General features: G+C 63.0%; 18 protein-coding genes. 6 read left to right on the top strand and 12 right to left on the bottom strand.

Annotated features, from left to right (window positions below; genetic code table 11):
- Positions 1-9: 9 nt before the first annotated feature.
- The 3 genes from IB279_RS08650 to glmU all read right to left on the bottom strand — a co-directional run bounded on the left by IB279_RS08650 (position 10) and on the right by glmU (position 3935).
- Positions 10-507: a GNAT family N-acetyltransferase gene (locus tag IB279_RS08650; RefSeq protein ID WP_060582204.1), complete on the bottom strand. Its 498-nt coding sequence runs from the start codon at positions 505-507 to the stop codon at positions 10-12.
- Positions 507-2333 (bottom strand): glutamine--fructose-6-phosphate transaminase (isomerizing), encoded by a 1827-nt coding sequence (gene glmS, locus IB279_RS08645; RefSeq protein ID WP_113188665.1) that lies wholly within the window; start codon positions 2331-2333, stop codon positions 507-509. The genes IB279_RS08650 and glmS overlap by 1 nt, the downstream gene beginning before the upstream one ends.
- A 231-nt stretch (positions 2334-2564) precedes the next feature.
- The gene (gene glmU, locus IB279_RS08640) at positions 2565-3935 is read right to left on the bottom strand and encodes a bifunctional UDP-N-acetylglucosamine diphosphorylase/glucosamine-1-phosphate N-acetyltransferase GlmU (RefSeq protein ID WP_192339146.1); all 1371 of its coding nucleotides are present in this window, start codon (positions 3933-3935) and stop codon (positions 2565-2567) included.
- Positions 3936-4178: 243 nt separating this feature from the next.
- Here glmU and IB279_RS08635 point away from each other — a divergent pair, with 243 nt between their 5' ends.
- Positions 4179-5939: a hypothetical protein gene (locus tag IB279_RS08635; RefSeq protein ID WP_192339145.1), complete on the top strand. Its 1761-nt coding sequence runs from the start codon at positions 4179-4181 to the stop codon at positions 5937-5939.
- Positions 5940-5951: 12 nt separating this feature from the next.
- Here the strand turns inward: IB279_RS08635 and IB279_RS08630 are convergent, their stop codons facing one another.
- Positions 5952-7598 carry a Na/Pi cotransporter family protein gene (locus tag IB279_RS08630; protein WP_034791009.1) on the bottom strand — a complete coding sequence of 549 codons (1647 nt, stop codon included), beginning with the start codon at positions 7596-7598 and terminating at the stop codon, positions 5952-5954.
- A 350-nt stretch (positions 7599-7948) separates the two neighbouring features.
- Here IB279_RS08630 and IB279_RS08625 point away from each other — a divergent pair, with 350 nt between their 5' ends.
- Genes IB279_RS08625 through glp form a run of 5 tightly spaced genes read left to right on the top strand, consistent with a single transcriptional unit; the run spans position 7949 to position 13403 of the window.
- Entirely contained in the window at positions 7949-9838 is a 1890-nt protein-coding gene (locus tag IB279_RS08625; RefSeq protein ID WP_192339144.1) for a SurA N-terminal domain-containing protein, read from the top strand.
- 17 nt (positions 9839-9855) lie between these two features.
- Entirely contained in the window at positions 9856-10869 is a 1014-nt protein-coding gene (gene trpD / locus IB279_RS08620) for an anthranilate phosphoribosyltransferase (protein ID WP_060517064.1), read from the top strand.
- 14 nt (positions 10870-10883) lie between these two features.
- Complete coding sequence (trpC, locus tag IB279_RS08615) at positions 10884-11699, top strand: indole-3-glycerol phosphate synthase TrpC (RefSeq protein WP_192339143.1); 816 nt, start codon at positions 10884-10886, stop codon at positions 11697-11699.
- Positions 11699-12187, top strand: coding sequence for a cyclic pyranopterin monophosphate synthase MoaC (gene moaC, locus IB279_RS08610; RefSeq protein ID WP_113188661.1), 489 nt, complete (start codon positions 11699-11701; stop codon positions 12185-12187). Before trpC ends, moaC begins: the two co-directional genes overlap by 1 nt.
- Positions 12188-12191: 4 nt before the next feature.
- A complete protein-coding gene (gene glp / locus IB279_RS08605) occupies positions 12192-13403 on the top strand; it encodes a gephyrin-like molybdotransferase Glp (protein ID WP_113188660.1) in 1212 nt (403 codons plus the stop codon).
- 274 nt (positions 13404-13677) lie between these two features.
- Here the strand turns inward: glp and IB279_RS08600 are convergent, their stop codons facing one another.
- From IB279_RS08600 to pcsA, 8 genes are all read right to left on the bottom strand, one after another.
- On the bottom strand, positions 13678-14970 hold the full coding sequence (locus tag IB279_RS08600) for a hemolysin family protein (RefSeq protein WP_034790998.1): 1293 nt from the start codon (positions 14968-14970) through the stop codon (positions 13678-13680).
- Positions 14971-15136: 166 nt separating this feature from the next.
- Positions 15137-15916 carry a FadR/GntR family transcriptional regulator gene (locus IB279_RS08595; protein ID WP_051659212.1) on the bottom strand — a complete coding sequence of 260 codons (780 nt, stop codon included), beginning with the start codon at positions 15914-15916 and terminating at the stop codon, positions 15137-15139.
- Positions 15917-16135: 219 nt separating this feature from the next.
- Positions 16136-17206 carry a BMP family ABC transporter substrate-binding protein gene (locus tag IB279_RS08590; RefSeq protein ID WP_034791380.1) on the bottom strand — a complete coding sequence of 357 codons (1071 nt, stop codon included), beginning with the start codon at positions 17204-17206 and terminating at the stop codon, positions 16136-16138.
- Between the two features lie 49 nt (positions 17207-17255).
- Entirely contained in the window at positions 17256-18176 is a 921-nt protein-coding gene (locus IB279_RS08585) for an ABC transporter permease (protein WP_043620304.1), read from the bottom strand.
- Positions 18176-19270: an ABC transporter permease gene (locus tag IB279_RS08580; RefSeq protein ID WP_060517054.1), complete on the bottom strand. Its 1095-nt coding sequence runs from the start codon at positions 19268-19270 to the stop codon at positions 18176-18178. The genes IB279_RS08585 and IB279_RS08580 overlap by 1 nt, the downstream gene beginning before the upstream one ends.
- Positions 19260-20834 carry an ABC transporter ATP-binding protein gene (locus tag IB279_RS08575; protein ID WP_113188659.1) on the bottom strand — a complete coding sequence of 525 codons (1575 nt, stop codon included), beginning with the start codon at positions 20832-20834 and terminating at the stop codon, positions 19260-19262. The genes IB279_RS08580 and IB279_RS08575 overlap by 11 nt, the downstream gene beginning before the upstream one ends.
- A 48-nt stretch (positions 20835-20882) precedes the next feature.
- A complete protein-coding gene (locus tag IB279_RS08570; RefSeq protein ID WP_060517050.1) occupies positions 20883-21854 on the bottom strand; it encodes a quinone oxidoreductase in 972 nt (323 codons plus the stop codon).
- A gap of 9 nt (positions 21855-21863) precedes the next feature.
- On the bottom strand, positions 21864-22589 hold the full coding sequence (gene pcsA / locus IB279_RS08565) for a phosphatidylcholine synthase (RefSeq protein WP_034790952.1): 726 nt from the start codon (positions 22587-22589) through the stop codon (positions 21864-21866).
- Between the last annotated feature and the right edge of the window lie 88 nt (positions 22590-22677).

Raw genomic sequence — 22677 nt, 5'->3', positions numbered from 1 at the left:
GTCTCAACCTCACTCGACGCCGAAGGCCGGATGATAGGCGACCGTACCGGCCGCCATCGCGCCGGAGAGAGCCAGCGCCATGAAATATTGCGGCGCACAACCGGGGAATACAAGAGCCGATTCGTTACGGAAACCGAACTTTTGATACAAGGCCGGATCGCCGACCACGACGCAGCCGGCGGCCCCTTCCGCCCGCAGCCATTCGAGCCCTTCGAGGATCAGCTGCCGGCCGATGCCCTGGGCCTGAACGTCCGGCTTGACCGAGACCGGCCCGAGCCCGAACCAGCCAGGCTCTTCCGGCGTCAGAGTGACGGGCGAAAAGGCGATGTGCCCAACGATTTCCTCGTTCATCTCGGCGACCAGCGACACGCTCAGCGCACCGGACTCACGCAGTCGCTCGATGATGAAGGGTTCGCTCTGGTCGCTGTGCGGATGCCCTTCGAATGCGGCCGCGGTCACGGCATGTATCGCCGCTTCGTCGCCGGGGCGCTCGTGCCGGACATAGATCATTCGACGGTCACCGATTTGGCGAGGTTGCGGGGTTGGTCGACGTCGGTGCCCATGAACACCGCCGTGTGATAGGCAAGGAGCTGGATCGGCAGCGAGAAGATCATCGGCGCGATGACCTCATCGACATCAGGCAGCACGATCGTCGCCATGGTCTCGAGCTTCGAGGCGGCGGCGCCCTTCTCGTCGGTGATGAGAATGATCCGGCCGCCGCGGGCCGCGACTTCCTGCATGTTGGAAACGGTCTTCTCGTAGAAGCGGTCGTGCGGCGCGATGACGATAACCGGCATGTTCTCGTCAATCAGCGCGATCGGTCCATGCTTCAGTTCGCCGGCGGCATAACCTTCCGCATGGATATAGGAGATCTCCTTGAGCTTGAGCGCCCCCTCCATCGCCAGCGGGAAGCTGGTGCCGCGGCCGAGGTAGAGAACATCGCGGCACTTCGACAGCTCGCGCGAAAGAAGCTCGATCTTCGGCTGAACGGCGTTCAGCACCTGCCCCATGATACGCGGCATTTCCGCGAGATAGCGAACCAAGACCTGCTCTTCCTCAGCACTCACCGTGCCGCGGGCGCGACCGGCGCCGATCGCGAGCGACGCCAGCACTGCGAGCTGGCAGGTGAAGGCCTTGGTCGAGGCGACACCGATTTCCGGACCGGCAAGGATCGGGAAGACCGCGTCGGATTCACGCGCGATGGTCGATTCGCGCGTGTTGACGACGGCGCCGATCTTCAGGCCGAGATCCTTGCAGTAGCGCAGCGAGGCCAGCGTATCAGCGGTTTCGCCGGATTGAGAGATGAACAACGCGGCCGCCTCGGAAGGCAGCGGGATCTCGCGGTAGCGGAACTCGGACGCGACATCGATTTCCACCGGCAGGCGGGCGTAACGCTCAAACCAGTACTTGCCGACGAGGCCAGCGAGATAGGCGGTGCCGCAGGCGGAAATCGCAAGGCTCGGAACCTTGGCGAAATCGATCGTGCCTGAGAGCGCCTTGATGCGGTTGCCGGCAAAATCGATGTAGTGGCTGAGCGCGTGCGCGATCACCTCCGGCTGCTCATAGATCTCCTTCTCCATGAAGTGCCGGTGGTTGCCCTTGTCGATCATGTAGGCGGCGGCCGTAGACAGCTGCTTCGGCCGGTCGACGACGTTGCCGTCGAGATCGAAGATATGCACGCCGTTCGCCCCGATCACCGCCCAGTCGCCATCGATCAGATAGGTGATCTCGTTGGTGAAGGGCGCAAGCGCGATCGCGTCGGAGCCGAGGAACATTTCGCCGCGGCCGTGACCGATCGCAAGCGGCGGGCCGTTCCGCGCCGCCATGATCGTCGAAGGATCGTCCTGGAAGAGCACGGCCAGCGCATAGGCGCCGGTGACGCGCTTCAGCATCGCGTGCATGGCTTCGCGCCGGCCGAGGCCTTCGCGACGGAACTTGGAGAGCAGATGGGCCACAACCTCGGTGTCGGTGTCCGTCTCGAACTTTGCGCCACTGGCGATCAGTTCGTCCTTCAGCTCGGCGAAGTTCTCAATGATGCCGTTGTGGACGACGGCGACCCCGTCGGTGAAATGCGGGTGGGCGTTGCGTTCGGTCGGCGCGCCATGGGTTGCCCAGCGCGTGTGGGCAATGCCGATCGTGCCGGCAAGCGGCTCTTCGCGCAGCCTGATCTCCAGATTGACGAGCTTGCCCTCGGCGCGCCGGCGCTCCAGCTTGCCGCCAATGACGGTGGCGACACCGGCGGAATCATAACCGCGGTATTCCAAGCGCTTCAGCGCATCGACCAGTCGTTCCGATACCGGCTGGTTGCCAACGATGCCTACAATACCGCACATAGTCGTCTCCGAATTCGTCCCCGCGCCGCGATCGGCGCCCCTGTTCAACGAGGGCGGAAATGCCGCCCGGCGCGCTGTCTTGGTAAAGCATTTGCCGGTCGAGGCAATCCGCCCCGATTTCACTTTCGATTTCAATGTTTAACGCCGCCGCATGTTCCCGCGAATCCTAGCAGAATCAAGCGACATGCAGCAAATCCGAGGCGAACCCGCGGACACGCGGGCACCACGGGCCTAACCGGCAGCCTTCGCCGCCTTCTTGGCTGCCTTCACCGCCTCGTACCGCTCGCGCAGCAGCCGTGCCCGGCCAGGCTTGATCTCCTGGCGTGCGCGGCCAAAGGCGACGGCGTCGGCCGGCACATCCTCGGTGATGACGCTGCCGGAGGCGACCAGGGCGCCGTCACCGATCGTCACCGGCGCAACCAGAGACGAGTTCGAGCCGATAAAGGCATTTTCGCCGATCCGCGTCTCGTGCTTGTTCACACCGTCGTAATTGCAAGTGATCGTGCCCGCGCCAATGTTGGTGCCTGCGCCGACGAAGGCATCGCCGATATAGGTCAGGTGATTGACCTTGGCGCCGGCGCCAATCTCAGCCTTCTTGACTTCGCAGAAATTGCCGACCTTGGAGTTTTCGCCGAGATCGGCACCCGGGCGCAGGCGTGCGTACGGACCGACCGTCGCGCCGGCGCGCACCGTCGCACCCTCGACATGCGAGAAGGCATGAATGATCGCGCCGCTTTCGACGCGCACGCCCGGGCCGAAGACGACATTCGGCTCGACCAGGACATCCTGCTCCAGCGCGGTATCCCAGGCGAGAAACACGGTTTCCGGCGCGATCATCGATACGCCCGACAGCATCAGCTCGTGGCGGCGGCGCTGCTGCCAAAGCCGCTCGATGAAGGCGAGCTCGGCGCGCGTGTTGCAGCCAGTCAGTTCTTCTTCGGGGGCCTCGACGGCAATCGCCTGCCCACCGATCTCGCGCACGATCTCCACGAGGTCCGTCAGGTAGTACTCGCCCTTGACGTTGGCGTTGCCGATGCGACCGAGAAGATCGAGCGCCTTGCGACCGTCGATCGCCATCAGGCCGCCGTTGCAATAGGTGATGCGGCGCTCTTCTTCCGTTGCGTCCTTGTGCTCGCGAATGGCGACCAGCGCGCCGTCCTTGACGATCAGGCGGCCGTAGCCCGACGGGTCTGCCGCCTCGAAGCCGATCACCACCACATCGTTGCCGGCCGCAAGTCCCTCGCGAGCGGCCCGAAGTGGTTCAGGCTGGATCAGCGGCGTATCGCCAAAAACGACGAGAATGTCGTCGAAACCCTTTGCGATGGCATCGCGGGCCGCAAGCACCGCGTGACCGGTGCCGAGCCGTTCCTTCTGCAAATAGGAGGAAACCGACACGCCGCCGATGTCGGCGGCGGCCGAGACTGCGTCGGCGTCGCGGCCGACGACGAGAGCGATATCGGAGATGGAAGCATTTGCGAGCGCCTCGACGACGTGGGCGATCATCGGCCGGCCGGCCACCGGATGCAGCACCTTCGACATGGACGATTTCATCCGCGTGCTTTCACCCGCAGCCAAAACGAGGGCCAGGCACGTCCGTTCCATATATCTCTCCTTGGTCTCTTCCAGGCTCACGCCCTCTGCACAATTCCTTAGATTGGAATCGGCTCAAGTACAAAATCGCCGTTCGATTCGGCGCGGTGCTAGCAGCAACATATTGCGAGAAGCATAATTCTCACAATCACGTCGCATTAACCGGCTTAAAACCGGATGATGGCATAAGAAGGCGCGGAGCCTGTGTCAGCAAAGCCGTGCGGGTGCATCGCTCCTTCGGGGGATCAAGCCGCAATGCACAGCCGCACTGACATCGACACACCGGCAAAGTCTACCGGCGCGGTCATTCCTCTCGCGCGATCTCCGCTTCTGTTACTTGCCCTTGTGCTCGGTGTGCTCGCGGTTCTGCTCAGCTTCACGATCCCGCAGCCGATCGGTCCGATGTTCTGGGACCACTATCTCTATCTCGATGCCGCCAATCGTATCCGCGACGGCCAGATCCCGTCGGTCGATTTCTTCACCCCCGTCGGCGCCCTCGGCTACTATCTCTTCGCCGCCCTGCAGGGCATCTTTCCGAATGGCCAGCCGCTGCTCTTGGCGAGCTGGTGCCTGCTTCTCGTCAGTGGGCCGCTGATCGCGCTGGTGGTCACCGATGTCCAGAAGCGTTCGACGGCAGTCGCCTATGCGATCCTGCTGCCGTTCCTGGTGTTTTCGGTGCTGCCGTTCAACACCGGCGACTTCTACCCCTACCCCGGCTCCGACGGTTTCGGCATCTACAACCGCCAGGTCTGCCAGCTTCTCTATGTACTCGCAGCCGCACTTGTCCACGTGCGCGATCGTCGGCTGCTCGTCGCGACGGTCGCCGGCGCCATGGCGGCACTGTTCTTCGTCAAGATCACCGGCGCGGTTGCCGGCACGCTCATGTGCCTCATGGCCTTTGCTGCGGGGCGCCTGCCGTTCCGCTCGGCTATCGTGGCGGGGCTCGTGGTCATCGCCATCCTTGCGAGCGTCGAACTCGCCCTCGGCGGCGTCTCTGCCTATCTTGCCGATATCCTGGCGCTGCTTTCCGTCAATGACGGCAGCTTGCTGCCGCGGCTGCTGCAGGCCGCCTCCCTCAATGCCGGTCTGCTGATCCCGGCGGGATTGCTGTGCCTGGTGCTCCTCGGCACGCAGCTTGCGCCCTTCGCCCAGTCGCTGCGCCAGCTTGGAAAAGGCCCGTCAATGGCGGCTCTCTGCCGAAGTTTCGACCAGCCGTTTTTCTGGCTGGCGGCCTTCGTTGTTGCTGGCATCGTCTTTGAAAGCCAGAATACCGGCAGTCAGGCGTTCATCTTCCTGCTGCCGCTGCTCCTCAAGCTCGCGATCGATGAAGTCGCAGCCGCCAAAACACGGCCTGTCGCAGTTGCCGTCGCTGTTCTCGCCCTCGCGGCAGCCCTGCCGCCGGCCACGGCCGTCGTGCAAAAAAGCGCCCGCGCGTGGATCGGGGCTGTCAACAACGTGCCGCTGGAAAGCCGCAACCTCAAAACGATGGGCGCCGTCAATGTACGGCCCATCCTGGCACTGCGCGCCGAGCGTCTGCGCATCCTCTACGCGACCGAGCGTCCCGCATTCGACGCCTTCGCCATGGCCGGCGAGTTGCCGTCGTTCCTGCTCTACAGCGACTTCGATTTTCAGACGGGATGGCTGATGAATGTCGACAAAGCGATCGACGCGTTGAGGGCCTACGAGGCTTCGAACGGCGTACGCTTCCGGACGATCTTCAACGTCGACTTCACCAATCCCTTTCCGTGGCTGATGGACCGCAGTGCCCCGCTGCATGTCGCGATCGGCGCAGATCCCTTCCGCGCCATTCCGCCGCCGGATGAAAATGTTCGCGCCGCCCTCGAAGCGGTCGACGTCGCGCTGGTGCCGACCTGCCCGGTGACCAACGTCAACCAGACGCTGCTGTCGCTTTATCTGCCGAGCCTTGAAACGGCTCACAGCCGGATCACGCTGACAAGCTGCTACGACGCCTTTATCCGAAACAGCCTGAAGCCCGCTGTCAACACCGGCGGCTGATCGACGCGACGGCTAGGCGCCCGGCCGCAAGCGGCTCTCGCTCAACAGGCCATTTTCCTCAAGGATGGGATAGGCGACGGAAGCGATATGCGCGTTGACGCGCTTCAGATCCCGGAGCATGTCGAGATGCAGCGAGCTCGTCTGCAGGCTCTGGACCAGCCCGTCGCGCAACCGCTCGATATGGCGCTCCGCCGAGCGTTTCTCCATGTGACGGACGTTGACCTTCACCTCGATGAGCTGCTTGGCGAGATCGGCATTGCGGGTGACGAAGATAGTCTGGGCGACTCGCAGATTGTCGATCGTCAGGTTGAAGAGGCTCTTGAGCTCCTGATAGCCCTCCTCCGAGAACTTCAGGCCGTTGCTGACCTTCTTGGTGATCTGCTCGCACAGCCCCTTCTCGATGATGTCGCCCATATGCTCGAGATTGATGGCATAGTCGATGATGACGATCGAGCGGCGGCCGTCTTCGGCGCTCAGGCCATCGCGGCCCAAGCGCGACAGGAAGATCTTGACCTCCTGCTGCAGCTGATCGACCTGTTTTTCGAACTTGCCGATATCGCGAATATCCGAGAGGTCGTTGTTGTTGAAGGCGTTCGCGGCACGCATCAGCATCGCCTCGACCAGATCGCCGACGCGCAAGACCTCGCGGGTGGCTCCCGAAAGCGCCATGACCGGCGTATTCAGCGTTGTCTCATCGAGATAACGCGGGCCAGTCTCCTCGGCCTCTCCATCCGGAATGAACCGGGCCATCAGCTGCGACAGCAAACCGGCAAAGGGCCAGGCAAGAATGGCGACCGCGAGGTTGAAGGCCAGATGAATGTCGACCGGCAGGTTCTGGCGCGGCAGCGGCAGGCTCTGTAGAAACTCCACGCTCATGCCTGTCAGCGGAAGCGCGATCAGGCAGCCAATGGCGCGAACGACAAGGTTGCCGATGGTGACGCGGCGCGCCGACGGAGCGGAACCGAGCGTCGCCATGACAGGCGGAACGGCGCCACCGAGATTGGCGCCAAGCACGAGTGCCACCGTCAACCCGACGCTGAGGATGCCCGTCGTCGAGAGTGACAGCACCAGCATCACCACAGCCAGACTGGACGACGACGCAAAGGCAAGTCCCGCGGCAATGAGAAGCGCTACGGGCCAGGCGCTGTCGAGCATCGAGAGGAAGGCCCCAAGGGCCGGACTGTCACGCATCGGCTCCGTCGCCGCGCCCAAAAGATGCAGCGACAGGAGCATGAGGCCGATGCCAACGAAGGCAGCACCCAGACCCTGGCGCGCGTTCGACCGGCTGGCGCGGTGCAAGACCACGCCGATGAGAATGACGAGCGGCGACAGCCATTCTATTCCGGTCGCCACGATCCAGGCCGTCATCGCCGTGCCGAGATTGGCGCCAAGCAGCACGATCTGCGCCATGCGCGAGCGGATGAGCCCCTTTTCCACGAAGGATGCGGTCATCAATGCGGTGGCCGTGGAACTTTGCAGCGCAAGCGTCGCGACAAGTCCGGTCACGAAGGAGCGGAGAGAGCCGTCGGTTCCCTGGGCGAGGCCGGCGCGCAGCCGAGCCCCGAAGGCACGGGTCACCCCGTCCTTGACGAGGGACAGGCCGAAGAGAAGCAGTGCCACTGCTCCAAACAGGTTTACCATCACGATTGTCGACTGCATGGAATCTTTCCCGCGGAAGCTCCAAAGAATCGCTCCGCCCCTGCAACAGAACCACAGAACCGCGGCATGTTCGAGCCAATGTGACAGATAATTTTCGGTTGCCGGCTAACGAATCCGACATCGAGTTGGTCACCCGCGCCGGTCCGATCGACGGACGCCGCCCGCCTCATCGAGGCAGCTCGCGCAGCTGTCGCGGCAGCCATTGAAAACCAGACGGTTGCTCCGGGCGGCCGATCCCGTTGCATGGGCGCAATTTGCGGCAAACAACCCTTCATTTCCTGTTTCGTTTGTTTTAAGGAACGAATTCGTTTGGCCGATGGCCACCGCATTGCAACGAGGTTTCTGCCCCCATGCTCGAATTTCTGAGAAGCGCCGCCCAGACCTGGGTCGTCAAAGGCCTGCTAATCGTTCTCGTTCTGTCGTTCATGGTGTGGGGCGGCTCATCGTTGACGATGACGAACCAGTCGGATGCGGTGGTGGTCGTCGGTGACGTCAAGGTCAAGCCACCGGAATTCCGGCTCGCCTACGAGACCATGCTGGCACAGGCTTCCCGCCAGCTCGGCACGCGGCTGACGCCGCAGCAGGCGCGCGCCTTCGGCATCGAGCAGCGGGTCTACTCGCAGATCGTCGCCGGCGCGGCTCTCGACCAGCTCGCCAACGACATGAATCTCGGCCTGTCGCAGGATCGGCTCGCAAAACTGATCGCCGACGATCCGGCATTCCACAGCGTCAACGGCCAGTTCGACCGACTGACGTTCTCGAGCGTGCTGCGCAATGCGGGCCTGCGCGAACAGGATTACATCAACAGCCAGAGTCAGACGGCGATCCGCTCGCAGATCGTCGACGCGCTGTCTGATGGCTATGTCGCTCCGAAGGTTCTCACCGACGCAATCGGCGCCTACCGGCACGAGAAGCGCACGATCGATTACCTGCTGCTCTCGAACGCCAATATCGATCCGGTCAAGGTGCCGGGCGACGACGTGCTTTCTCCCTGGTACGACAGCCGCAAGGCAAACTACCGTGCGCCGGAATATCGCAAGGTCACCTACGTGAAGCTCGAGCCGACTGACGTTGCCGACCCGACCGTTGTCACCGACGACGAGATCCGCGCCGAATACGAGCGCCGCAAGGAAAGCTTCCGCAGCGCTGCCGCGCGGACAATCGAACAGCTCTCCTTCACGTCACGTGAAGCGGCTGACGCTGCGTCGGCAAAGCTTGCTGCTGGCACCAGCTTCGACGATCTCGTAAAGTCCGAAGGCAAGTCTTCTGCCGACGTACTTCTCGGCGAGTTCACGAGGGATCGCGTTCCCGACGCCAAGATCGGCGAAGCAGCTTTCGCACTTCAGGCCGACGGCGTGACGCCGGTTGTCGACGGTGCCTTCGGGCCGGTCATCCTGCGCGTGACGAACATCCGCCCGGAAACCGTCCGCAGCCTCGACGAAGTGAAGGAAGAACTGCGCAAGGACATCGCCCTTTCCACAGCGGGCGAAGAAGTCATGCGCCTGCATGACAAGATCGAAGACGAGCGCGCTTCCGGCGCGCCGATCAAGGAAGTCGCCGACCAGCTCAAGCTGAAGCTCGTAACCGTCGATGCGGTGGACGCGACCGGCAAGGACAAGAACGGCGATGACGTCGCCGGCCTGCCGGAACAGGCAGCCCTTCTCCAGGAAGTCTTCAAGGCCGACGTCGGTGCTGAAACCCTGCCGGTGAATGTCGGCCGCGAAGGCTATGTCTGGTTCGACCTCGATGAAGTCATCCCGGCGCGCGATCGCACGCTGGACGAAGCCCGCGACGAAATCGGCGCCGACTGGATGGCCGAGCAGCAGCGCGCAGCACTTGCCACGAAGGCCGGCGAACTGAAGCAGCGCGTCGAGCAGGGCGCAAAGCTTGCCGACGTTGCGACCGAACTCGGCCTCGTCGTCGAAACCAAGGCGGGCCTGACGCGCGCGACCGCAGATCCCGCCCTTAGCCCGGCAGCCGTCGCCGCCGCCTTCTCCGGCGCGAACGGCCACGTCACCAACGCTCCCGGAATCGGCGGCGAAGGGCAGATCCTCCTGCAGGTCACCTCGGTTGACACCGCCGGCCCGGCAGACGTGCTGCAGGACGACAGCCGCCAGATCGAGGCCCTCGCCCGTGTCAGCGGCGAGGACATCCTGGACCAGATGGTCGCCACGCTGCAGGCCGCCTACGGCGTTTCGATCAACCAGACGCTCGCTGAAACCGCCATTGCGCAACGATAGGCCCAAGGAAACCATCGATGAGTGATCTGAAGCCATTCGTCGCCAAGGTCGCCGCCCGCGAGGCGCTGAACCGCGAAGACGCACGTGCCGCCTTCGAAATCATCATGTCGGGTGCCGCAACGCCGTCGCAGATCGGCGGCTTCCTGATGGCATTGCGGGTGCGCGGCGAAACCGTCGATGAAATCGTCGGCGCGGTGGGCGCGATGCGTGCCCGCATGCTGCCGGTCGATGCGCCAGCGGATGCGGTCGATATCGTTGGAACCGGTGGCGACGGCGCCGGCACCTACAACATCTCGACTCTTGCCTCGCTGATCGTCGCCGGCGCGGGCGTGCCTGTTGCCAAGCACGGCAACCGCGCGCTGAGCTCGAAGTCAGGCACGGCCGACGCGCTCTCCTGCCTCGGCGTCAAGCTCGACATCGGTCCGGACGCCATATCGAAATGCATCCGCGAGGCCGGTGTCGGCTTCATGTTCGCCCAGCAGCACCATTCGGCCATGCGCCATGTCGGCCCGACGCGGGTGGAGCTCGGAACGCGCACGATCTTCAACCTGCTCGGCCCGCTTTCCAACCCGGCAGGCGTCAAGCGCCAGCTCGTCGGCGTCTACGCGCCGCAATGGGTGCAGCCGCTGGCCGAAGTGCTGCGTGATCTCGGCTCGGACAATGTCTGGGTCGTTCACGGCGATGGCCTCGACGAGATCACGACGACCGGCACGACCGAGGTCGCAGCACTCAAGGACGGTAAGATTTCCACCTTCACCCTGACGCCCGCCGATTTCGGCCTTCAGACGGTGACGATCGATGCGCTCAAGGGCGGCGACGGCGCGTACAATGCGGTCGCGCTCCAGGCAGTGCTCGATGGTGCCGAGAACCCCTACCGGGACATTTCCCTTGCCAATGCGGCCGCATCGCTGATGATAGCCGGACGGGCAAAGGACCTCACCGAAGGCATGGCGCTTGGGCGCCAGTCGCTTTCAAGCGGCGGCGCCAAGACCGCGCTGCAGCGCCTGATCAGCGTATCGAACGCGGCCTGAGGAAGGATCAGCACATGACGGATATCCTGCGCAAGATCGAAGCCTACAAGCGCGACGAGATCGCGGCTGCCAAGTCGAACGTTTCGCTCGACGAACTCAAGGCGCGTATCGCTGATCAGGCCACCCCGCGCGGCTTTCATGCGGCGCTCGCCGCACGCAAGGCCGCCGGCACGTTCGGACTGATCGCCGAAATCAAGAAGGCAAGCCCGTCGAAGGGACTGATCCGCCCGGATTTCGATCCGCCGGCGCTCGCCAAGGCCTATGAAGCCGGTGGAGCGGCCTGTCTGTCGGTGCTGACGGACGCCCCGAGCTTTCAGGGTGCGCCTGCCTTTCTCGAAGCGGCGCGTGCGGCCTGCGCCCTGCCGGCGCTGCGCAAGGACTTCATGTTCGACACCTACCAGGTGTTCGAGGCGCGCGCCTGGGGCGCCGACAGCATCCTTCTCATCATGGCTTCGCTCAGCGACGACGACGCCCGCCGCCTCGAAGACGCATCCCTCGAGCTTGGCATGGACGTGCTGATCGAGGTGCACGACGCCGAAGAGATGGAACGGGCACTGAAGCTCACCTCGCCGCTCGTCGGCATCAACAACCGCAACCTCAGGACCTTCGAGGTTGATCTCGCGGTTTCCGAGCAGCTTGCGGGAATGGTGCCTGCCGACCGTCTGCTCGTCGGCGAAAGCGGCATCTTCACGCATGCGGATTGCCAGCGGCTGGAAAAGAGCGGCATCACCACCTTCCTCGTCGGCGAGAGCCTGATGCGCAAGAGCGACGTCGAATCGGCAACGCGCACGCTCCTGACCGGCGCTACGACCACGCTGGCGGCCGAGTGATGAGCAAGCCGACGCTCACGCATATCGGTGGCAGCGGCGAAGCGAACATGGTGGATGTCGGCGACAAGGCCGAGACGGTACGCATCGCCGTCGCCGAAGGCCATGTGCGCATGAAGGCTGAAACGCTGACACTCATTCTCGAAGGCGACGCCAAGAAGGGCGATGTCATCGGTACGGCGCGGCTTGCCGGCATCATGGCCGCCAAGCAGACGGCCAACCTCATTCCACTCTGCCACCCGTTGATGCTGACCAAGGTAACCGTCGATATCACGCCGGAGCCGACGCTTCCTGGCCTCCGGGTCGAGGCGCTTGCCAAGCTGACGGGACGCACCGGCGTCGAGATGGAGGCGCTGACGGCCGTGAGCGTCGCCTGCCTTACAATCTACGACATGGCGAAGGCGGCCGATCGCGAGATGGAAATCGGCGGCATCCAGCTGGTCAGCAAGTCCGGCGGGCGATCCGGCGACTATCGACGCGAAGGGAACTGAGGCCATGGCGTTGCTGTCCGTCGAAGACGCGCTCGAGCGGATCCTACACGGCGCCACGCCACCGCAATTGACTGAGCTCGTCGGTCTCCATGACGGGCTCGCCCGTGTGCTGTCTCAGGATATCCCGGCGCGCGTCACCCATCCGGCCTTCGACAATTCGGCGATGGATGGCTACGCCGTGCGCCACCGGGACATTGAGACCGTCGGCGCCGAGCTGACCGTGGTCGGCCAATCGGCTGCGGGCCACGGCTTCAAGGGGGAGATGAAAGCGGGCGAAGCCGTGCGCATCTTCACCGGTGCGCCGGTGCCATTGGGCGCCGATACGGTGATCATCCAGGAGGATACCGAGCGGTTGCCGGGCAACCGGATCCGCACCAAATTCGTGCCCGGCAAGGGGCGGCATATTCGAATGGCCGGCCAGGATTTTATCGCCGGCGAAGCGGCACTTTCGGCGGGCGACGTGCTCGACGCCGGACGTTTGACGCTCGCTGCGGGGATGAACCATGCGAGCCTGCCGGTCTTCAAGCGTCCGCGGATCGCAATCCTCGCCACGGGCGACGAGCTGGTGGCTCCGGGCAACAAGCCGGGCGACGATCAGATCATCGCCTCGAACAGCTTCGGCGTCGCGGCGATCGCGCGCGACAACGGCGCCGAGGTCATCGATCTCGGCATCGTCTACGACGATCGGGACGCCATCAGTGCCGAGGTCAGGCGGGCGCAGGACGCCGATGTCGACGTGATCGTCACGCTCGGCGGCGCTTCGGTCGGTGACCATGACCTGGTGCAGTCGACGCTCATTGCCTGCGGCATGACGCTCGACTTCTGGCGCATCGCCATGCGGCCGGGAAAGCCGCTCATGGTGGGCCAGCTCGGAACGGCGACGGTGCTGGGCCTGCCGGGCAATCCGGTCTCCAGCCTCGTCTGCGCCCTGCTCTTCCTCGAGCCGCTGACCCGTAAGCTCGCCCGCTTGCCATTGCGCGACCGCATAACGACCGCGCGGCTTGCAAGCCCGCTTCCGGGCAACGACGTCAGGCAGGACTATGTGCGTGCGCGCCTTACGAGGGACAGCGACGGCACGTTGGTCGCCCATCCCTTCTCGCGGCAGGACTCGTCGATGATGAAGGTTTTCGCGCAATCGGATTGCCTGATCGTGCGCCCGCCGCACGCCTCCGAAGCGCCTGCGGGCACAACCTGCGACATTCTCAGGCTTCGCTGAGCAAACCAAGCGCGAGCCACCTCTGGGAGCGCAAAAACAAAAGACCGGGCAGAACCCGACCTTTTTCCCGTTCGTGGCGGGTCCTCTCGATCATCCGTAGTCGGGCGACCTCAGCGATGATCACGTGGCCTCGTCATAGAGTGCCACCAATTCGGCGCCGTGACACGGACCCTCACGTTTTGTGACGAAGCACTTTGTGACGATGTAAGCGGCCGCATGGGGCAGTCACCGCTCTTGCCGCATCAGGCCGGGGGTGCCCCCGGCCGCGCATGGATCAGTTGCCCGTCTCGTCGGAACGGCTGACCAGGATCTTGTCGATGCGGCGCGCATCCATGTCGACCACTTCGAAGCGGTAGCCATGGGCAATCGCGACATCGCCCTCCTCCGGCGTCTTGCGCAACTGCTGCACCAGGAAGCCGGCGATGGTCTCGAAGTTGCCGTCGGCGTCGATTCCCTCGATGCCGATCGTCAGGTGGATTTCGTCGATCGGCGTGCGGCCGTCGACAAGGTAGCTTCCGTCTTCGCGCTGGCGGATCAACGCATGCTCGATGTCGTCGTAGTTCGACGGCAGCACGCCGACGATCGCCTCGAGAATGTCGGCGATGGTGATAATGCCCTCAGTGCTTCCATATTCGTCGACGATCATCGCCATGTTGATGCTTGACGACTTGAAGGCTTCCAGTGCCTTTAGGCACGACGCCGTCTCCGGCAAGGTGTGGATTTCCTTGATGTATCTACGCACATCGAACGGACCTGAGGTCGGCGCGTTCAGGATTTCCTTGGCGAGAACCGCGCCGAGAACATCGCCGCTCGGGCCATCAACCACCGGATAACGGGAATGGCCGAACTGATCGATCTTACGACCGACCGTTTCCAGGCTGTCGTTGACGTCGATGAAGCTCACCTCGGTCCGGTGGGTCATGATCGACTTCACGTTGCGGTCGCCGAGGCGGATGATTCGCCTGAGCATCTCGTGCTCGGACTTTTCGATGGCGCCGCTTTCGACGCCTTCGGCCATGATCGCGTGGACTTCCTCTTCCGTCACATGATCAGGATCGTCAGGACGGATGCCGAGGAGACGCATGGCAAGCGACGCTGCGGTCTCGAAGAGATAGACGACCGGCGCGGTGATCCGCGACAAGAAGTGCATCGGGCGCGCGACGAACATGGCCAGCGCCTCGGAATTTTTCAGCGCCAGCTGCTTCGGAATGAGCTCGCCGATAACCACGGACAGGAAGGTGATGAGGGTAACGACGAGTACGAGGGCAACCGTGTTGCCGTAAGGATTGATCCAAGCGACCTCATCGAGCAGCGGCGCAAATTTCGCCGCGATTGTCGCGCCACCATACGCGCCGGCTAAGGTGCCGACGAGCGTGATGCCGACCTGTACGGTGGAAAGAAACTTGCCGGGATCTTCAGCGAGCCTCAGCGCCACTTCGGCGCGGGCATTTCCCTGTTTTGCCATCTGGCGAAGCATTGGCTTGCTTGCCGAGACGATTGCCATTTCCGAGAGAGCAAAAAATGCATTGATCAAAAGCAGGACGAAAATGACAAAAAACTCGGACATGGTCTCCAGATCACCGTTGACGAAAGCCGCTCCACAAGGAGCGAGCCCTCACCAAATAAGGCCAGCGCGCGATCCGAGCAAGCACAAGCAATGAAATCGCTGCAATCTTCTGAACATTGGAAGGGCCGAGCGCTGTTTTGTTGAACAATCTCGACCGGTGGCAGCCTCAACTGCGACTTTGCAGCGCGCTGCGAACGCGCTCGCGCCCGATCTTGATCACGTTTTCCATGGCAAGCCGTGCGCCGACCTCGTCACGCCTGCCGATCTCCTCAACGATACGGATGTGGTTGCGGGCAACCTCGTCTATGCCGCCCTTTTCGGCGACCGGAGAGCTCAGCTTGAAGACACCGACCAACGCCGCTTCGATCAGCCCACCGACCGTGCGCATGAATGGGTTGCCGGAGGCCTCGGCGACAGCCAGGTGAAACTTCAGGTCGGCGCTTGCGAGGCTCTCGGCGCTATGGCCCTCCTCGCCCATCGCAACCGCGAGCCGCATCATGCGGCTGATTTCGGCCTCCGACGCGTTTCGCGCCGCAAGTGCTGCCGCATGCGGCTCGAAGGCCAGGCGCACTTCGCTGAGGTGATAGAGGAAGTCCTCGTCGACACCGCATTCGAAGTGCCAGGTCAGGATGTCGTTGTCGAACAGGTTCCAGTCGTTGCGCGGCGTCACGCGGGTGCCGATGCGGGCACGCGGCACGACCAGCCCCTTGGCGGCCAGCGTCTTCATGGCTTCGCGCAGAACAGTTCGGGATACCTTGAAGCGTGCCGCAAGTTCCGGATCACCCGGAAGAATGGAGCCGACCGGAAATTCGCCGGATATGATTGCCTTGCCGAGTTGATCGACAACATGTGCGTGGCTCGTGCGCTTGCGCGAGCCGGACACGACGGTTTCCAGCAAACTCCTGTTCAATCCATCTCCTCCAGGCACTCCCCTGCCTGATTTCATACGGCGCGACGCGCCACAAGGCCTTCGTGCGGAGCACGGGCGGGGCCCCTAAACCTGCGCAAATGAATGTAGTTTGAACAGTCGATTCCGGAAAGCCCCAGGGTGGCCGCAAAACCGTAAACCGCGCACCGCCGAACGATGAAACAACCCTTACGCGTTTTCCAAACGACAAACCCCGCCGAAATGGCGGGGTTTGCATTCTGTTTCGTAGGCTCTTGCTTACTTCGGCAGCTGATCGTCGACGCCTTCGACGTAGAAGTTCATGCCAAGCAGCGTGCCGTCGTCAGACGTCGCCCCTGCAGCAAGCCACTCGCTGCCGTCCTGCTTCTTCAGCGGGCCGGTGAAGGGCTTCAGTTCGCCCGACTTGATCTTGGCTTCGGCGTCCTCAGCGAGCTTCTTCACGTCGTCAGGCATGTTGGTGTAGGGCGCCATCGTCAAGATGCCGTCCTTCAGGCCGTCCCAGCTCGACGTCGTTTCCCACTTGCCATCGAGGAAGGCCTGCGTGCGCTTGATGTAGTAGGCGCCCCAGGTATCGACGATCGCCGTCAGCTGCGTTTCCGGGCCGGCCTTGATCATGTCGGAGGCCTGGCCGAAGGCCTTGATGCCGCGCTCGGCGGCAACCTGCATCGGTGCCGTCGTGTCGGTGTGCTGCGTCAGGATATCGACGCCCTGGTCGACCAATGCCTTGGCAGCATCGGCTTCCTTGCCGGGGTCGAACCAGGTGTTTGCCCATACGACCTTGATCTTGAAGTCCGGGTTGACCGAGCGCGCGCCGATGATGAAGGAGTTGATGCCCATCACAACTTCCGGGATCGGGAAGGAGGCGATGTAGCCGGCGACGCCCTTTTGCGACATCTTGGCGGCGATCACGCCCTGGATGTAGCGGCCTTCATAGAAGCGGCTGTTGTAGGTCGCGACGTTCGGCGCGGTCTTGTAGCCGGTCGCATGCTCGAACTTCACGTCCGGGAACTTCTGCGCGATCTTGATCGTCGCGTCCATGAAGCCGAAGGATGTCGTGAAGATCAGGCCGCAGCCCGAGCGTGCGAGACGCTCGATCGCGCGCTCGGCATCCGGGCCTTCCGGCACGCTTTCGAGATACTGCGTCTCGATCTTGTCGCCGAGCGCCTTTTCCAGCTCCTGGCGGCCGATGTCGTGCGCCTGGGTCCAGCCGCCGTCGGTCTTGGCACCGACGTAGACGAAGCAGACCTTGGCCTTCTCCTGGGCGCTTGCACCGGTGGCAAAGCCGATCGCTGCCGCGGAGCTTGCGAGAACGAGCAGTAGTTTTTTCATTTTCTTGACCTCTGTCGGTTTGAGAAACGTCAGTATGAAATGCTTGCAATCATCGGTCCGGCACAAACGGTTTGCCGAGCGATGCCGGCGTATTGATCAGGGTCATGCGCCGGTTATGCGAAATGAGAATGAGGACGACGATCGTCGCGACATAGGGGAGCGACGAAAGGAGCTGCGAGGGAATGCCGAGACCGAAGGCCTGCGCATGCAACTGGCTGATCGATACGGCACCGAAGAGATAGCCACCGGCCACCAGCCGCCAGGGGCGCCAGGACGAAAAGACCACCAGCGCCAGTGCGATCCAGCCGCGACCGGCCGACATGTTTTCCACCCATTGCGGCGTGTAGACCAGCGACAGCTGCGCGCCGGCAAGCCCGGCACAGGCGCCGCCGAACATGACGGCCAGATAGCGGGTGCGAATGACGTTGACGCCAAGCGCGTGCGCGGAGGCGTGGCTATCGCCGACGGCGCGAAGCTTGAGGCCAGCACGGCTCTTGAACAGGAACCAATGCACGCCCGCGACGATCGCGATCGAAAGATAGAAAATGATATCCTGCCGAAAGAGCAGCGGCCCGATATAGGGGATATCCGCGAGAAGCGGTATCGCGATCGGCTGCAGCTTGACGCCCTGCATGCCGAGGAAACTCTCGCCCATCATGCCGGAGACGCCGATCCCGAGCAGGGTCAAGGCCAGGCCCGTCGCCACCTGGTTTGCCACCAGGCTCAGCGTGAGGAAGGCAAAGAGCTGCGAGAACAGTGCGCCGCAGGCGATGCCGGCAAGCATGCCCAGATAGGGCGAACCGGTAATCTGGGTAATCGCGAAGGCGGAGACCGCCCCCATGATCATCATGCCCTCGACGCCGAGGTTCAGCACGCCGGACCGTTCGGTCACGAGTTCGCCGATCGCGGCCAACACCAGGGGTGTTGCGGCAGTGATGACGCTCAGAAGGATCGCTTCGACGATACCCATCAGCGGCTCCCCTCGCTATTGGTCGCGGTCAATCGGTCGAAGACCAGCTTGATGCGATAGTGGATGAGCGTGTCACAGGAGAGCACGAAGAAGAGCAGGAGACCCTGGAAGACGCGCGTCACCTTCTCGGAAACGCCGATCGACAGCTGCGCCGCCTCACCGCCGAGATAGGTGAGCGCCAGCACCAGGCCGGCGGCGACGATGCCAAGCGGATTGAGGCGGCCAAGGAACGCAACGATAATGGCGGTGAAGCCGTAGCCGGGCGAGATGACCGGGCGCAGCTGCTGGATCGCGCCACTGACTTCGGAGATGCCGGCCAGACCGGCAAAGGCGCCCGAAAGCAGCATCGAGAACCAGATCATCTTGCGCGAGGAGAAACCGGCAAAGCGCCCTGCCCGCTCCGATTGGCCAAGCACGGAAATCTCGAAGCCCTTCAGCGTGTAACGCATCATGAACCAGACGAGGATCGCCGCTATGATGGCGAAGGCGAAGCCCCAGTGGGTGCGCCCGGAAGCAAGCATTTCCGGCAGGATCGCATCGACGGCGAAGGTGCGCGTCTCCGGAAAATTCATGCCGCCCGGATTGCGCCAGGGTCCACGCACCAGCCAGTCGAGGAAGAGCTGGGCGACATAGACCAGCATCAGGCTCGTCAGGATCTCGTTGGTGTTCATATGCGCCTTTAGGAAGGCGGGGATGGCGGCAAACAGCGCACCACCGAGCATGCCCATCAGCATCATTAGCGGCAGCACCAGCGGCGACTGCCAGTCATAAAAGACCACCGGCAGGATCGAGCCGGCAATCGCGCCCATGATGAACTGGCCCTCGGCGCCGATGTTCCAGTTGTTGGAGCGGAAACAGACCGAAAGCCCGACGGCAATCAGGATCAGGGGCGCTGCCTTGATTGCCAGCTCGTGCAGCGACCAGACCTCACTCAAGGGCTCGACGAAAAAGCTGTAGAGCGCCATGACCGGATTCTTGCCGAGAAGCGCGAACATGATACCGCCGAAGACGATCGTCAGCAGGAAGGCGATGAACGGCGACAGGATCGAAAACAGCGTCGAGACCTTGGCGCGCTTTTCCAGTTCAATGCGCATGTGCGGCCTCCGTGCCTTCCGTCTTGCCGTACATGCCGCCCATCAGCAGGCCAATCTTTTCGCGCGAAAGCTCTTTTGCCGGATAGGGATCGGATAGCTTTCCGTCGCTGATGACGGCGATCTCCGTCGCCACTTCGAAGATTTCGTCAAGGTCCTGGCTGATGACGAGCACGGCAGAGCCGGCCTTGGCGAGATCGACGAGCGCCTGGCGGATGCGGCTCGAAGCACCCGCATCGACGCCCCAGGTGGGCTGATTGACGACGAGCACGCTCGGCTGACGGTCGAGCTCACGCCCGACGATGAACTTCTGCAGGTTGCCGCCGGAAAGCGAGCCGGCCGGTGGATCCTCACCACTCTTGCGCACGTCCATCGCCTCGGAGATGCGCTTCGTGGCGCTCGTCACCGCATCGCGACGGATGATCTTGAGGAAGCCGCCGCCGAGAAACGCCTTGGCGTCCGAACGGCTGCGGGCAAGCACGAGATTGTCCGAAAGCGGCAACGCCGATACCGCGGCATGGCCGTGGCGTTCCTCGGGAACGAAGCCCGCGCCCATCAGGCGGCGCGCATTGATGTTGCGGTTGCCGACCGGCTTCTGGCGGATCTGCACCGCATTATCGTCGGCAACCGGGTACTCGCCCGAGAGCGCATCGAACAGTTCGCCCTGGCCATTGCCGGCAACACCGGCAATCGCCAGCACCTCGCCGGCATGCACCTTGAGACAGATGTTCTTCAGCGAAACGGCAAAGGGCGTGCGAGCCGGCACGGTCAAGTGCCGCGCTTCCAGATGCACCTGCCCCTTGGCGCTGGTGCCTTCGGCCGTCACCGCCGCGACGTCACCGCCAACCATCATGCGCGCCAACGACGACGGGGTCTCCGCCTTCGGATCACAGGCTCCCGTTACCTTGCCGTGACGCAACACCGTGGCGCGGTCGCAGATGCGCTGCACCTCTTCGAGCCGGTGGCTGATATAGAGAACCGAGCGCCCCTCCGCCTTCAACTTGTAGAGCGTTTCGAACAGGCGATCGGCTTCCTGCGGCGTCAACACCGAGGTCGGCTCGTCGAGGATGATGAGGCGCGGGTTCTGCAAGAGCGCGCGCACGATCTCGATGCGCTGGCGCTCGCCGACCGAGAGATCTGCCACATGCGCCTTGGGGTCGAGCGGCAGTCCGTAGGCATGCGACAGGCGCGACGCCTCTTCCGCCACCCTCGCCAGCGAGATGTTCGCATCCATGGAAAGCGCGATGTTCTCGGCGACCGTCAGCGCCTCGAACAGCGAAAAATGCTGGAAAACCATACCGATGCCGAGCCTGCGCGCAGCCGCGGGATTGGCGATGCGCACGCTCTGGCCCTGCCAGAGGATCTCGCCGGCCGTCGGCGCCAATACGCCGAACAGCATCTTCACCAAGGTCGATTTTCCGGCGCCGTTTTCGCCGAGAAGGGCGTGAATTTCGCCCGGTTCAATCTGCAGATTGATCCCATTGCAGGCCGCGAAGCTGCCAAACAATTTCGTCAGGTTGCTCACAGCCAATAGATGACCGTTCGCCGCTACTCCCTCAACAGGCACGCTGCCCTCTTTCCCCTCTGTTGATCCGCGTCCGCCTTAAGGCTTCGATCACGGAATCAGCAGTGTTGTTCCACTTGTTTTTCTTGTCTCGAGATCCGTATGCGCTCGTCCCGCATCGGCGAGCGGATAAGTCTGATTTATATTGATACGCACTTTGTTGCTTTGCACAATATCAAACAGGGAATTTGCACACGCTTCCAGCGCAGGCCGCGTGGCAACGTAACCAAAGAGTGTCGGACGCGTCGCAAAAAGCGACCCCTTCTGCGCCAGGATGCCGATGCTAAAAGCCTCCACTGGACCGGACGAATTGCCGAAGCTGACCCAGAGGCCGCGCGGCTTGATGCAATCCAGCGACGCCGGATAGGTGTCGCGCCCGACGGAATCGTAGACGACATCAACGCCCCGGCCGTCGGTCAATTCCTTGACCCGCGCGACGAAATTGTCGGTGCGGTAGTTGATCACGTGGTCGTAGCCATGCGCCAGCGCCAGATCGATCTTGTCCTGTGAGCCCGCTGTGCCAATAACGGTCGCGCCAAGCGCCTTCGCCCATTGGCCGGCAATCAGCCCGACGCCGCCGGCTGCGGCATGGAAGAGAATCGTCGTGCCCGGACCGACCTGATAGGTCTGGTTGAGCAAGTATTGTGCCGTCATGCCTTTCAGCATCATCGCAGCCGCAGTCTCGAGGCTGATGCCGTCGGGCACCTTCACCAACTGCGCAGCATCGACGTTGCGCTCGCTCGCATAGGCACCATCGGCCGAGGCATAGGCGACGCGATCGCCGACGGAAAACAGGCTGACTCCGTCGCCAACCGCAGTGACGATGCCGGCACCTTCCTTGCCCGGCACGAAAGGCAAAGCCGACTTGTAGAGGCCGGTGCGGAAGTAGACGTCGATGAAATTGAGGCCGACGGCCACCTGCCGGATCTGTACCTCACCCGGCCCCGGCGGCGAGAGTGTCACGCCTTCGAGCTTCAGGACCTCTGGTCCTCCGAGTTCGCGTACCACAATCGCCTGTGCCATTGCCTGCTCCTATTTCCGGCCGAGACTTGGGAAAATCTGCAGCACGAAGCCAATCACGTAGAGATAGATGCCTGTGACGACGAAGCCGGTCACGACCCATGCCGGCGTCGCAAAATGCAGGAGCAGCGCATAGATGCCGAGCGCCGACCACAAGAGGAAGATGCCGAGGTTCAGCGGTCGCAAGCGCTGGACGCGAACCGGATGAAGGAAGTTGATCGGCAGAAAGGTCAAGACCACCGACACGAAAACGACGATCGACGCGGTCAGCTCGCTCGCCTGAATGACGAACAATGTGAAGACGACCATGTTCCAGACGACGGGGAAACCGGAGAAAAAGTATTCGTCCGTCTTCATGCCCATATCGGCATAGTAGATCGCGCTTGAAACCACGATCGCGCCGGCCGCCACGAAGGACCAGGGCTCGCCGATCATGCCGCTCTGGTAGAGCGCAAAGGCAGGCAACAGCACATAGGTCACATAGTCGATGACGTTGTCGAGCGTATCGCCCGACCAGTTGGGCAGCACTTCCTTGACGCGCACCTTGCGCGCGATCGGCCCGTCGATGCCGTCGACGAGCAGCGCCAGCCCCAGCCACCAGAACATGTCGACGAAGCGATGCTCGGCCGCAGCCACGACACCCAGGAAGGCGAGAAACGACCCCGAGGCGGTCAAGATATGCACGGAAAAGGCGCGAATCTCGGCGTAGGGAACTCGTCTATAGTTAAAGAACTTCATCTGCGGACGCCGCCCACCCCTGCTGTTTTCCCCGTGCGGGCCTTGACCCGCCTCGACCGCTGTGCGGCGCGTTGCCCGTAATATGCAC

Source organism: Ensifer sp. ENS06, assembly GCF_014852205.1.
GTDB lineage: Bacteria > Pseudomonadota > Alphaproteobacteria > Rhizobiales > Rhizobiaceae > Ensifer > Ensifer adhaerens.
Note: the sequence above shows the minus strand (reverse complement) of the source record. Positions and strands in the feature narration are given on the sequence as shown.